We start from the raw sequence: 12,260 nt of genomic DNA, 5'->3' as shown, positions 1-12,260 counted from the left end.
ACCATGCCGCCGGCTGATGGGTTGAAGGCTCGGTGGGGGCCTGGTTCGCCGCATTTCGCGCAGTCGCCGAACGAAGGGGCGTAGCCCGAGATCGCCAGGGAGCGGAGCAGGAACGAGTCGAGGATCAGGCGGGGTTCGCGTTCGCCGGTGGACAGGACGCGGAGGGCGCCGGCGAGCAGCAGGTGTTGCTGGGTGGCGGGTTCCTTCTCCTCGACGACGAGCCGGTCGGCGGTCTCGAGGAGCACGGTCCCGGTCGTGTAGCGGGCGTAGTCGCCGACGATGCCCTCGCCGTACGCCGAGATCGAGACGGCCTGGGTGACCACGTCGAGGCTCCGGCCGGTCGCGAGTTGCAGGTCGACGTGGCTGAAGGGTTCCAGCCTGGCGCCGAAGCGCGACGAGGTCCGGCGGACGCCCTTCGCGACGGCGCGGATCTTGCCGTGGGTGCGCGTCAGGAGCGTGGCGATCCGATCGGCTTCGCCCAGTTTCTGGGTCCGGAGCACGATCGCCTCGTCACGGTAGAGCGGCACCCGCCCAGTCTCTCAGTTCCCGGCGGCGTTCTGGGCACCGACAGCGTTCGCGGCGAGATAGTCCGCCAGCCCGATCGGAGGCCGGCCGGTGATGTCCTGGACGGTCGTGCTCACGCCACTGAGCTCCCCGCTCGCGATCGCCGCGTACGACGTGACCCAGCCAGCCACCTCCCACGCGGGAGCGCCGTACCCTTCACGCGACCGGTAAGCCTCATCCAATGTCTCCGCCTCGTACCGGATCGGCCGACCCCCGTCCGCACTCAGCAACGAGGCCGCCTCGGCGAGAGTGAACGACTCCGGGCCGGTCAGGTCGTACGTCGCGCCGCTGTGCCCGGCGGGCTCCACCAGAACCCGCGCAGCAACCGCCGCCACGTCATCCCGCGCCACCGCCGCGACCCGTCCGTCGCCGGCCGGCCCGCGGATCACGCCATCCTCCCCCACGAGCCCCGGAATGAAGTCCAGATACAGGTTGTCCCGCAGGAACGTGAAGTCGACACCGGTCCCCCGCACATGCTCCTCGGTCTGCCAGTGGTCCCGCCCGAAGGTGAAGGTCGCACACCGCGCCGCGCCGACGAACGACGTGTAGACGATCCGCCGTACGCCGGCCGCCACCGCGGCATCAACCGTTGCCTCATGCAACGAACCGCGGTCCGCCGATTCCGTGGCGCTGAGCAACAACAGGGTGTCCACCCCGTCCAGCGCGTTCAGCAGCGCGGCCTTCTCCCCGTACGACGCCTGGGCCACCTCCGCGCCCGGTAGTTCCGGAGCACGGGCCGGGTCCCGCACCACCAGCCGCTGCGGTACGCCGGAATCGGCCAGCAGGCGGGCGATCCGCGAGCCCAGCCCACCGGTGGACCCGGTGACCCCGATCATCGATCGACCTTGTCCATCGTGGCCTGGTTGTACCGGTCACCGGCGACTGCCTCCGGCGGGAACACCTTCTCCAACTCGGCAAGGTCGGCGGCGGTCAGCTGCACGTCCACGGCGCCGAGGTTCTCCGCCAGATAGGTGCGCCGCTTGGTGCCCGGGATCGGCGCGACATCGTGGCCCTGGGCAAGCAACCAGGCGAGCGCGAGCTGTCCCGCGGTGATCCCCTTGGCGGCCGCCATCTCCTTGACCTTCTCGACCAGGTCCAGGTTCCGCTGGAAGTTCTCCCCGCTGAACCGCGGCATCGTCCGCCGCATGTCGTCCGGCTCGAAGTCGTCCGGCGTCCGCAGTTGGCCGGTCAGGAACCCCCGGCCGAGCGGGCTGAACGGCACGAAGCCGATCCCGAGTTCGCGCAGTGTCGGCAGCACACCGGTCTCGGGATCACGGGTCCACAGCGAATACTCACTCTGTACCGCGGAGATCGGGTGCACCGCGTGCGCAGTACGGACTGTGCCGCCCGCTACCTCGGACAGCCCGAGGTAGCGGACCTTGCCGGCCTCGACCGCGGCGGCCATCGCCCCGACCGTCTCCTCGATCGGGACGTTGGGGTCGCGCCGGTGCAAATACCAGAGGTCGATGTGGTCGACGCCGAGCCGCCGCAGCGAGGCGTCGAGCGCGCTCTTGGCGTACTCCGGGCTCCCGTCCACGACATCCGGAACGAGCACGTCGGGCCGGCTCCGCTTGAAACCGAACTTCGTCGCCAGCACCACTTCGTCGCGGCGCCCGGCCAGGGCCCGCCCGACGAGTTCCTCGTTGATGCCATCGCCGTACACGTCGGCGGTGTCGATGAAGGTGCAACCGGCATCGATCGCGGCGTGGATGGTGGCGATCGACTCGTCGTCGTCACCACGGACCCCGTACGACTGGGACATCCCCATGCAGCCGAGGCCGAGACTGGAAACTGTCAGTTCTCCGAGTTGGGATTCACGCATACTTCGAACTTACCCCCGGGTTCACGGCGACCGGCCTCGGGGCCGCAGTGGACCCGCTCTCACCGAACGCGACAGTCCGGTTACCGTGCGCCCCGTTGCAGGCAACAACTATGCATCGTTGTCAACCAGCCCCGTCCGCTGCCCCCACGCGTTCCGTATGTTCGAGCGAGGTCACCGACAGCGGGTGGCTACGGCGGCTGGGGGTGGCCACTGATGTTCCTGCGGCAGGCTCTGCGATACCGGTGGTCCCAGGCCCTGGTGCTGGCGGGTGTCAGTCTTCTGATCGGTACGTGCGCGGCGTTCGCGCCCTGGTTCGCGCGGGCCGTCGAACAGACCGTCGCCACCGAGACGCTGGCCCGCGACTGGATGGCGGTGTCCTGGCAGTTGGAGGCGGCCCCGCCGCCGGCCATCGACGGACCCTCGGAAGCGATCCCGCCGGAGGAACTGGAGCAGTTCATCCCCGCCGATCTGAAGCCGTTGTTCACGCCGTCGGCGTACGGCATCATCGCCAGTCTGAACTGGGGCCCCGGCCGCGAGAAGCCGTCGATCGGCGGCAAGCTGGTCTGGCGGGACGGCTACTGCGCCCAACTCGTACTGACCGCCGGGAGGTGCCCCCGCGACCTCGGTGAAGTCGTCGCCTCGACAGCGGACGTGAAGAACTACGGCACCGGGATCGGGCAGACGATCAGAGCCGAGGCCAGTGACTACGCCGGCGGCGGAACGCTGCGCGTGGTCGGGATCTACCAGTCGGACGACCAATCCACCTTCTGGTTCGGCCGCGGACCGACCGGCCACTCCATCCCCGCTACCGAGACCCGTGGGGGGCAGTCCGACTTCCTCCTCACCGAGCGCCGGACCTTCACCGAAGGCACCTGGGGCAGCCACTCGACCCTGGACGCCCGTCCCCAGCCGGGCAAGGCGCGGATCGACGATCTGGACCGGATCCGCCAGGCGACAGAAGATCTCGAGGGGCAGGTCCTCCTGTCCGAGGCGCAGGCCGGCAACAACTCGGGAATCGTCGGAGTGATCGACAGAATCGAGTCCGAGCGCAACCAGGCCACCACGATCATCCCGCTGGTGATGGTGCAGGTGGCGCTGTTCGGTGTCGTCGTACTGGCACTGGCGCTGGCCGCGGTGGTCGACCAGCGACGCCCGGAGCTGGCGGTCTCGCGACTGCGCGGATCAGGCGCCGGCAGGATCGGCCGGGCGCTTGCTGTCGAGCTGAGCGTCCCGGTCCTGCTCGGTATGTTGGCGGGGGTCGCCGCTGGGTTCGCCCTGCTCCTGGTGGTCCGGTCCACCTGGCTGGACGGCGGGTCGCCGATCGAGCTGCCGTGGACCGTTCCGGCCTCGGTCGCGCTGGCCGCACTGGTCGGGCTCGCGGTCGTCGCGCTCTCGATCCGCAGTGTCATCCGGCAGCCGATCTCCACCCTGCTCCGGCGGGTGGTGCCCCGTCGACGCGGGCGGGCGATCGGCATGATCGATCTCACCGTCATCGTCCTCGCCTCGGCCGGACTGGTGGCTGCACTGACCGGCGGTGGACGAGGTCCGCTGCCGGTCCTGACCCCGACCTTGCTCGCTCTGGCCGTCGGCCTGGCGTTCGCCCATCTGCTCCTGCCGGCGGCAGGGCTGGTGAGCCGCCAGGCGTTGCGCGCCGGGCGCCTCGGTCTCGCGCTCGGCGCCCTGCAGGTGTCGAGGCGCCCAGCAGTGACGCGTCTCGTCGCGGTTGTCGCGGTGGCGACTGCGCTGGTTTCGTTCGCCGGCCAGGCCTCTTCGGTTGCCGATCGCAACCGGGACACCCGAGCCGGGTACGAAGTCGGCGCCGAGGCCGTGCTGGCGATGGACACCTACAACCTCGGCACCTTCACAGCGGCGGTCAACAAGGTGGATCCGGAACGGAAGTGGCTGACCCCGGTCGTCCTCTCCTACCCACCGTCGACCGAGAGTCTGCGAGCCCTGCTGATCGAGCCCGACAGCTACCAGCGGATCGCCTTCCGGGGCGACCAGCTCACCAACGCCGAGGGATTCCGCAATCTGAGCGCACCCGCCGGCCCGGCTCCGATCGAACTGCGCGGCGACCGGTTGACGGTGACCGCGAGCGTGGGCGCGATGATGCCATTCATAGCGCCCACCCTTGACGGCGAGATCGCTCCGCCCGAGGCGCAGGCCAAATCGGTCATCCTGCAGGCGACCGTGGTCAACGCGCGCATGAGCGCGCGGTACCTGGTGCGCTTCCCACCCATGCCGCTGGTCCCGGGCAAGTCGGTCCAGCTGAGCACGCCGATGGACTGCACGCCGTCCTGCCGCCTGATCCGGCTCGGGGTGGCCCGTGACGTGGGTGATTCCGTCGGCATCACCGGTGACGTTGCGATCAGCAAGCTGTCGACCGAAACCCAGCCGTCGATCCCGCTGGGCCGGGCGCAGGACTGGTCGAGCGGCCCTCAGGCAGGCGGTGACAACCAGGGCAGCATCGCGGCCGAGAACCAGCCGCCGAACGGCCTGACTCTCAAGGTGACCAGCACGGGCAGCGACCAGAACCTCCAGTACGCCACCATCCCCACGCCGGTTCCCGCGCTGGTGAGCGCGGACGTCCCCTTCAGCGAGGCCCAGACCGTACCCGGTCTCGACGGGCTCTCGATCCCGGTCCGCAAGCTCGACGGCCTGCAGACCCCGGTCCCCCGCCACTCCGAGCGAGTCGCGGTGATGGATCTGGAGACCGTACGCCGACTCGGCGGCAGCGTGGACGACACCTCGACCGACTTCGAGCTCTGGCTGAACGCGGACGGGCTGGCGAACGTCGACAAGATCACCAAGGAACTCACCGCTGCCGGCTTCACCCCCACGCTCATCGATCGGCAGTCGGACAGGGTCGCGAGCTTCGGCCGCTCCGCGAGTGCGCTCGCGCTGCAGCTCACTCCCGTCGTCGGACTGGCCGGCTGGGCCCTGGCGATCATCGTGCTGCTGCTGATGGTGGTCACCTCCTGGCGATCCCGGGCCCAGGACTACGCGAGCCTGCGCATCACCGGCGTACCGGCGGCCACGACCGGAGGGGCGGCACGGTGGGAACAGACCGGGCCGGTCGCGCTGGCAGCGCTGCTCGGATCAGCCTGTGGCATCGTCGGCGCCCATATCGCGCTACCGATGATTCCGCTCTTCGCGGAGACCACCGAACCGTCGGCCGTCCCGCTCGACCTGGCGACGAACTGGTCCGTCGCGGTGGTCCTCTGGTTGATCGGGACCGTGGCGCTGACGACGACCACACTGCTGCTGGGGACCGGTGTGAATCGGCGGGCGGGCTATAGCCGGATCCGGGAGGAGCTGTCATGAGTGGGCTGGCGATCAGCACCAGCGGCCTGGTCCACATCTATCGCAGCCAGGGTCATGACGTTGCTGCGCTGTCGGGGATCGGGATCACGGTTCGGCCGGGTGAGCTGGTCGGGTTGCTGGGTCCGTCTGGCGCCGGTAAGTCGACGTTGCTGCAACTGTGTGGGGGTTTGCTGGCGCCGAGCGCGGGCCGGTTGCAGATCGGTGAGCACAGCATCGCCACGATGACCGAGCCTGAGCTGGACCGGATGCGCGCCGGCGATGTCGGCATCGTGCTGCAGGGCGCCGGCCGCAACCTCATCCCCTATCTCTCGCCGATCGACAATGTCCGTTACGCACAACGCGCCGCGCCGCGCGGACGGTCGGTGCCGACACCGGAAGAGGTGCTCGAGCTGGTCGGCCTGAACGACCAAGCCCGTACTGCGCTGACGTCGCTGACGCCCGGCCAGATCCAGCTCTGCGCTGTGGCAGTGGGGATCGCCACCTTCCCCGGGCTGCTGCTCGCCGACGAACCGACCAGCCAGCTCGACCACCGGGCCCGCGACGAGGTACTGGCCGCGATCTCGACCATCAACGCGGCCACGGGTATGACGGTCCTGCTGATCACCCACGACCCCGAGGTCGCCGCGGTCCTGCCTCGCACCATCACCATCCGCGACGGCCGGATCGCCTCCGAAGGCCGCGCCGGTGAGGAGTTCGCCGTGGTCGCCAGCGACGGCTCCCTGCCACTACCGCGCCACGTTGCCGAACTGCTGCCACCCGGGACCCTGCTCCGCGTCACCACCACCGAGGACGGCGACGTCCGCCTCAGCCCGGTCGAGCAGGAAGGCCAAGCATGATCACGGTCACCAACCTCACCGTCGCGTACGACGAACTGGTCGCCGTGGCAGCCGTGTCCCTCCGGGTGCCGCCCGGGTTCGTCCTCGCCGTCAGCGGACCGTCCGGCGCCGGCAAGAGCTCGTTGCTGTGGGCCATCGCCGGTGCGGTACAGCCGAAATCCGGCACTGTCGAGGTCGACGGACTCACCATCAGCGATCGGCCCGCCGCAGCCGCTCACGGCGTCGTCCTGATCCCCCAAGGCAACGGCCTGGCCAGAGTCCTCACCGCCAAAGAGAACCTCTCGATGCCGCTCCTTGCCGAACGCAACGAACTCGACGCGATCGACCGCACGGTCGACCAAGCACTCGCCGACGTCGGACTCGAGGACAGCGGCAACCACCTGGTCGAAGAACTCTCCGGCGGCGAACAGCAACGCGTCGCCGTCGCCCGCGGCATCGCCCAGCAGGGCCGCGCGATCCTCGCCGACGAATCGACCAGCGAACTCGACAGCACCAACCGCGAACGCGTCCTCGCCCTACTACGCCGCGAAGCCGACCGCGGCGCCGCCGTCATCATCGCCACCCACGACCTCAACGTCGCAGCCGCCGCCGACGGCCACGCCACCATGGACGAAGGCCACCTAACCTGGCAACGCCACCTCTAGCTTCACAGCCCGATGTGGCATCAGAGGCCGAGCTGTAGGAGCTCGGGCGGTGGGCCTTCAGTGAGGAGGGTTTGGATCAGGTGCGGGAGGGCGCGCGGGGCGAAGTTGCCCTTGTGGGCTTGGAGTTCGGGGAGGGTCCACCAGCGGATGTCGTGGACGTGCTCGGCCTGGAGTTCGGCGGGGGTCAAGGTGCCGGCGGGGTGATGAGTGTCGACGCGGACCAGGAAGTAGTCGTTGATCACGCCGTCGAAGCCGGCTGCGTGCCCCTCGGCAACCACCTCCTGATGCCACAGGTGCAGCGGGTCGACCGGTGGTTCCAGGCCAATCTCCTCGCGCAGTTCGCGGACGAGCGCCTCCTGTACCGACTCCCCCGGCTCCACCCCGCCACCCGGCGTCGCCCACAACCCCGTGCCGTCGTCGAACTCGAACCGCACCAGCAGGATCCGGTCATCCCGATCCAGTACTACTCCCCGCGCGGCCGGCCGTAGTTTCGGAGTGATCACCTCGCGAGCCAAGCAGGTCCGGCCGGTCCGCACCACCTAATTGTGGCGTGCGGACCGGCGGACAGGGAGGTCAGCGGATTGAGCGGTTGACGGCGGAGACTACTGCTTTGAGGGAGGCGGTCATGATGTTGGCGTCCGTGCCGACACCCCAGTAGACGTCGTCGCCGACCTCGCACTCGACGTACGCGGCGGCGAGGGCGTCGCCGCCGGCCGAGAGCGCGTGCTCGTGGTAGTCGAGCACCCGGACGTCGTACTTCAGCGGCTTGATCGCGTCCACGAACGCCGACACCGGACCGTTGCCTTCGCCAACCAGCTCGTGCGGTACGCCGTTCGAGTACACCTGCACGCGAAGGGTGTCGCTCTGGCCCTCGGTCGACGTGCTGTTCACCGTCAGCAGCGACAGCTGACCGGGCGCGAGGTACTCGGCCGAGAAGATGTCCCACATCTGCTGCGGGCCGACCTCGCCGCCCTCGGAGTCGGTGTGCAGCTGGATCACCCGGCTGAACTCGATCTGCAGCCGGCGCGGCAGGTCGAGCCGGTGCTCCGACTTCATGATGTACGCGACGCCGCCCTTGCCGGACTGCGAATTGACCCGGATCACGGCCTCGTACGACCGGCCGACGTCCTTCGGGTCGATCGGCAGGTACGGCGCTTCCCAGTGGATCTCGCCGACCGGGATGCCCTCGGCCGCGGCCTGCTTGTCCAGTGCCTCCAGGCCCTTCTTGATCGCGTCCTGGTGCGAGCCGGAGAAGGCGGTGTAGACGAGATCACCGGCGTACGGCTGGCGCTCGGGGACGCGCATCTGGGTGCAGTACTCGACGGTGCGGCGGATCTCGTCGATGTCGGAGAAGTCGATCTGCGGGTCGATGCCCTGGCTGAACAGGTTCATCCCGAGCGTGACCAGGTCGACGTTGCCGGTCCGCTCGCCGTGGCCGAACAGGCACCCCTCGACGCGATCCCCGCCGGCCATCAGCGCCAGCTCGGTCGCGGCCACCGCGGTGCCGCGGTCGTTGTGCGGGTGCAGGCTGATGGTGCTGTGCTCGCGGCGGGTCAGGTTGCGCCCGAACCACTCGATCTGGTCGGCGTACACGTTCGGTGTGCTCATCTCGACCGTGGCCGGCAGGTTCAGGATGATTTCGCGGCCCTCCGCAGGCTGCCAGACGTCGCTGACCGCCTCGCACACCTCGAGCGCGAACTCCAGCTCGGTGTCGGTGAAGATCTCCGGGCTGTACTCGTAGCCGAACTCGCAGTCGCCCAGCATCTCGTCGGCGTACTTCATCACCGTCTCGGTGCCCCGTACTGCGATATTGCGGCACTCGGCCCTGTCTACGTTGAAGACGACGCGGCGGAACAGCGGCGCGGCCGCGTTGTAGAGGTGGATCGTCGCCTTCGGGGACCCCTGCAGCGACTGCACGGTCCGCTCGATCAGCTCTTCCCGCGCCTGGGTCAGCACGGAGATCGTGACGTCGGCAGGGATCGCGTCGCCCTCGATCAGGCTGCGGACGAAGTCGAAGTCGTACTGGCTGGCGCTGGGGAAACCGACCTCGATCTCCTTGTAGCCCATCTTCACCAGCAGGTCGAACATCCGCCGCTTGCGGGCCGGCGACATCGGCTCGACCAGCGCCTGGTTGCCGTCGCGGAGGTCGGTGGACAGCCAGCGCGGCGTCCGGTCGACGGACCTGGTCGGCCAGGTCCGGTCCGGCAGGTCGATCGGCGGGAACGCGCTGTAGCGGCCGATCGGCAGGGAAGAGGACTGCTGGACCGGCTTGGGCTGGTTGTTCGGTGCCATGATGCGGGTTCTCCTCGCGAGAGTTTGTACTGCGATGGTCAGAATCGACCGGCGAGGTGCCAAATGAGAAATGGCGAGACTCCGCGGCGAGGAAACCGGCCTACGTCAGGCCTCGCCGCGGCAGCGAAGGAGGAGAAGCTGGTGCCGCATGATGACTGTGAGTCTATGCACAACCCCAGCCACCCGTCGAACCGGGGGTCTCGACCAGCGAGACACGCCGCGGGCCGGGAAACTCTGGCTAGCAGGGGGTACGAACGGTTGCTGGCCATGCAGCACAAGTACGGACGGTGACGGCACTGTGAGGGTATGAGCACCCAGCAACAATCGCGTCGGCAGCACTCTCGCAACGGTCCGCTGTTGGCGGGCAGGTATTCCGCCGCGGTGGCGCAGGTGCTGGTTGCCTTGTCACCCTTCATCGTCCTGTCCACCGCCTCGCTCTTCATCACCCAGCAGGTGTCCGACGACCTGCATGCCTCGGTGTTCGGGGTCCAGCTGGCGGACGGACTGTCGAACGCGGGGTACGCCTTCGGAGCCGTCGCGGCCGCGGACCTGATCCGGCGGCTGCCGATGTGGCGCCTCTACATCCTGACCGAGGCAGCATTCGCCGTGGGATCGCTGCTCGCGGCACTCGCGCCGAACATCGGGATGTTCACCGTCGGGCGAGTGGTGCAGGGGCTCGCGACCGGGCTGTTGCTGGTGATCGCACTTCCCCCGCTGGTGACCAGGCATGGCGCGGCCCGAGTACCACTGAGCGCCGCGTTCGTCAGCCTCGGTCTGTTCGGCATGGTCACCCTCGGACCGGTCATCGGCGGTGTCGTGGCCGGCAGTGACGCCTGGCGGCTGCTGTTCCTCATCGCGGCCGTTCTGGGCGTCGCCGGCGCCCTGCTGGGTCTGCTCGCCTTCGAACGGCAGATGACCGCCCCACCACGGCTTAGCTTCGACTGGTCAGGGATCCCGCTTGCCCTGGTGGCGACCGTTCTGCCCTTCTTCGGCGTTTCCTGGTTGGTCCGCGGCGGGTTCGGCTCTCCGGTGTTCTATCTGCCGGTGGTGGTCGGGCTGGTCGCTCTCCTGGTGCTGCTGGTGCGGCAGTACCGGCAGCCGCGTCCCCTGATGCCACTCAAGTTGATCTCACACACACTTCCTGTCACCGGCATCGCGACAGCCATGGTCACCGGGGCCTCGGTCACAGCCCTCGTCGATCTGGCAGTGGTCTACATGCTGCAGGTCGAGCACAGGTCCCCGGCGATGACCGGACTGATCCTTGCGACCCAGGTCTTCGGTGTCGTCGTGGCGGCGATCCTGTTCAAGTCGGTACTACGGACGCGGTGGCTGCCGGTGCTCGCATTGGGCGGACTCGGCGTGACCGCTCTCGGCGGTGTGCTGTTGCTCGGGCTCGGATCAGGCGGGTCCCTCCCGCTCCTGCTGGTCTCCGGCCTGCTGCTGGGGTTCGGCGCCGGAGCCGGGGTGTCGCCAGGGTTGTTCATGGCCGGGCTCAGCGTGCCGTCCAACCGGCTCGGGCCGACGTTCGCGCTGGTCGAACTACTGCGCTCCGAGGCGGCGTTCCTCGTCGCCCCTGCCGTGGCGCAGTTCGTGACGCTGTACACCGATCCGGCCGTCGGAGTGCAGGTGGCCGTGCTCATCCTCGTCGTGATCTGCATGGTCTCGGGTGCGCTGATTCTCGGTCTGCTGTTGCTCGGCGGAGCGCGCCCCCACGTGCCGGACCTCGACGCGTGGATCGCCGGTGAGCACCCGGCGTACAGGTCGCCGCGGCTCGCCAATGCCATCCGCCACCCCGCTGTGCAAGAAACGCCGTCCCGCCCGTGAATTCCCGAATCGAAAGGCATCACCATGGCTGAGGTCGACAATCCGCGTCAGAACGTCACATTCGCCAGCAACGGCGGGCAGGCCCACGGCTACCTGAAGAAGCCCGCCGGCGGGTCGGGCCCCGGGCTGATCCTGATCCAGGAGTGGTGGGGGCTGGACGACCACATGGTCGAGGTCGCCGATCGGCTCGCCGCCGAAGGCTTCGTGACGCTCGCGCCGGACCTGTACGGCGGACAGGTGGTTCACGACGCCGACTCGGCCGGCCAGATGCTTGCCGACCTACCGGTCGACCAAGCGGCGAAGGATCTCTCCGGCGCGGTCGACTACCTGCTCGCCGACCCGTCGGTGACCTCGACGACGGTCGGAGCGGTCGGATTCTGCATGGGCGGCGGCTTCGTCCTGCAGCTCGCGGCACAGCAGGGCGACAAGATCGGGGCGGCAGTGCCGTTCTACGGCGTGGGGCCGGCCGTCCCCCATCAGTACCGCACTGTCACGGCGCCGATCCAGGGTCACTACGGCGAGCAGGACGCTTTCTACCCGGTCGATCGGGCCCGCGCCCAGGAGCAGCAGATCCGCGACGAGTCCAGCGGCAGCGTCGAGTTCTTCTACTACCCGGCCGGGCACGCGTTCCACAACGACAAGAACCAGCTGGGCACCTACAACGAGCAGTACGCCAAGATCGCCTGGGACCGGGCGGTCGCCTTCCTCAAGGCCAACGTGCACTGACCAAGGGGCAAAGATGACGTACGACGAACACCGACTGACCGGGGTGGTTCCCCGTTCACCGGGGGACGTCGTCCGCGACCACACGATGGTCTGGGCGCGGGCGCTGTCCGCCGAGAAGCGGGCAGTTGCCAGCGCCGACCATGGACTGCGCGAGCTGACCATCGCCCACTACCGGGACGCGCTGAGCTGCTACGACGAGCTCGGATCCTCCCGCGACAGCGCCCGCCG

11 protein-coding genes are annotated in these 12,260 nt (G+C 68.8%); 6 read left to right on the top strand and 5 right to left on the bottom strand.

Translation table 11 applies throughout. The annotated features are described in order from the left end of the window. The 3 genes from recO to VFG33_RS34315 form a co-directional block, all read right to left on the bottom strand. The coding region (recO, locus tag VFG33_RS34325; protein ID WP_325057177.1) for a DNA repair protein RecO at positions 1-527 on the bottom strand (527 nt) is incomplete at its 3' end. 12 nt (positions 528-539) lie between these two features. Beyond that, positions 540-1,400, bottom strand: a complete 861-nt coding sequence (locus tag VFG33_RS34320; protein ID WP_325057176.1) for an SDR family oxidoreductase — start codon at positions 1,398-1,400, stop codon at positions 540-542. Next, positions 1,397-2,386, bottom strand: coding sequence for an aldo/keto reductase (locus VFG33_RS34315; RefSeq protein ID WP_325057175.1), 990 nt, complete (start codon positions 2,384-2,386; stop codon positions 1,397-1,399). The genes VFG33_RS34320 and VFG33_RS34315 overlap by 4 nt, the downstream gene beginning before the upstream one ends. Positions 2,387-2,599: 213 nt before the next feature. On the opposite strand from VFG33_RS34315, the gene VFG33_RS34310 reads away from it, so the two are divergent. The 3 genes from VFG33_RS34310 to VFG33_RS34300 are packed head-to-tail and all read left to right on the top strand — an operon-like array spanning position 2,600 to position 7,190. Continuing rightward, positions 2,600-5,710, top strand: a complete 3,111-nt coding sequence (locus VFG33_RS34310; protein ID WP_325057174.1) for an FtsX-like permease family protein — start codon at positions 2,600-2,602, stop codon at positions 5,708-5,710. Continuing rightward, positions 5,707-6,546 carry an ABC transporter ATP-binding protein gene (locus VFG33_RS34305; protein ID WP_325057173.1) on the top strand — a complete coding sequence of 280 codons (840 nt, stop codon included), beginning with the start codon at positions 5,707-5,709 and terminating at the stop codon, positions 6,544-6,546. The genes VFG33_RS34310 and VFG33_RS34305 overlap by 4 nt, the downstream gene beginning before the upstream one ends. After that, complete coding sequence (locus VFG33_RS34300) at positions 6,543-7,190, top strand: ABC transporter ATP-binding protein (protein WP_325057172.1); 648 nt, start codon at positions 6,543-6,545, stop codon at positions 7,188-7,190. Before VFG33_RS34305 ends, VFG33_RS34300 begins: the two co-directional genes overlap by 4 nt. Before the next feature lie 20 nt (positions 7,191-7,210). Here VFG33_RS34300 and VFG33_RS34295 read toward each other — a convergent pair whose 3' ends face one another. Both VFG33_RS34295 and leuA read right to left on the bottom strand, forming a co-directional pair. Then, positions 7,211-7,726, bottom strand: coding sequence for an NUDIX hydrolase (locus VFG33_RS34295; protein WP_325057171.1), 516 nt, complete (start codon positions 7,724-7,726; stop codon positions 7,211-7,213). 37 nt (positions 7,727-7,763) lie between these two features. Next, positions 7,764-9,482, bottom strand: coding sequence for a 2-isopropylmalate synthase (gene leuA, locus VFG33_RS34290; RefSeq protein ID WP_325057169.1), 1,719 nt, complete (start codon positions 9,480-9,482; stop codon positions 7,764-7,766). Positions 9,483-9,788: 306 nt separating this feature from the next. Here leuA and VFG33_RS34285 point away from each other — a divergent pair, with 306 nt between their 5' ends. The 3 genes from VFG33_RS34285 to VFG33_RS34275 all read left to right on the top strand — a co-directional run. Further along, positions 9,789-11,306, top strand: a complete 1,518-nt coding sequence (locus tag VFG33_RS34285; protein WP_325057168.1) for an MFS transporter — start codon at positions 9,789-9,791, stop codon at positions 11,304-11,306. Positions 11,307-11,330: 24 nt separating this feature from the next. Continuing rightward, the gene (locus VFG33_RS34280; RefSeq protein ID WP_325057167.1) at positions 11,331-12,032 is read left to right on the top strand and encodes a dienelactone hydrolase family protein; all 702 of its coding nucleotides are present in this window, start codon (positions 11,331-11,333) and stop codon (positions 12,030-12,032) included. 13 nt (positions 12,033-12,045) lie between these two features. Next, positions 12,046-12,260, top strand: a 215-nt coding sequence (locus VFG33_RS34275; protein ID WP_325057166.1) for a hypothetical protein, incomplete at its 3' end; no start/stop codon positions are given.

Origin of the sequence: Kribbella sp., from assembly GCF_035687465.1 — a bacterium.
GTDB lineage: Bacteria > Actinomycetota > Actinomycetes > Propionibacteriales > Kribbellaceae > Kribbella.
Note: the sequence above shows the minus strand (reverse complement) of the source record. Positions and strands in the feature narration are given on the sequence as shown.

Bases quoted from the DNA above. Each gene is read 5' to 3' on its own strand.
- VFG33_RS34310 (WP_325057174.1), top strand. From the start codon at position 2,600: ATGTTCCTGCGGCAGGCTCTGCGATACCGGTGGTCCCAGGCCCTGGTG.
- VFG33_RS34320 (WP_325057176.1), bottom strand. From the start codon at position 1,400: ATGATCGGGGTCACCGGGTCCACCGGTGGGCTGGGCTCGCGGATCGCC.
- leuA (WP_325057169.1), bottom strand. From the start codon at position 9,482: ATGGCACCGAACAACCAGCCCAAGCCGGTCCAGCAGTCCTCTTCCCTG.
- VFG33_RS34280 (WP_325057167.1), top strand. From the start codon at position 11,331: ATGGCTGAGGTCGACAATCCGCGTCAGAACGTCACATTCGCCAGCAAC.
- VFG33_RS34300 (WP_325057172.1), top strand. From the start codon at position 6,543: ATGATCACGGTCACCAACCTCACCGTCGCGTACGACGAACTGGTCGCC.
- VFG33_RS34315 (WP_325057175.1), bottom strand. From the start codon at position 2,386: ATGCGTGAATCCCAACTCGGAGAACTGACAGTTTCCAGTCTCGGCCTC.
- VFG33_RS34305 (WP_325057173.1), top strand. From the start codon at position 5,707: ATGAGTGGGCTGGCGATCAGCACCAGCGGCCTGGTCCACATCTATCGC.
- VFG33_RS34285 (WP_325057168.1), top strand. From the start codon at position 9,789: ATGAGCACCCAGCAACAATCGCGTCGGCAGCACTCTCGCAACGGTCCG.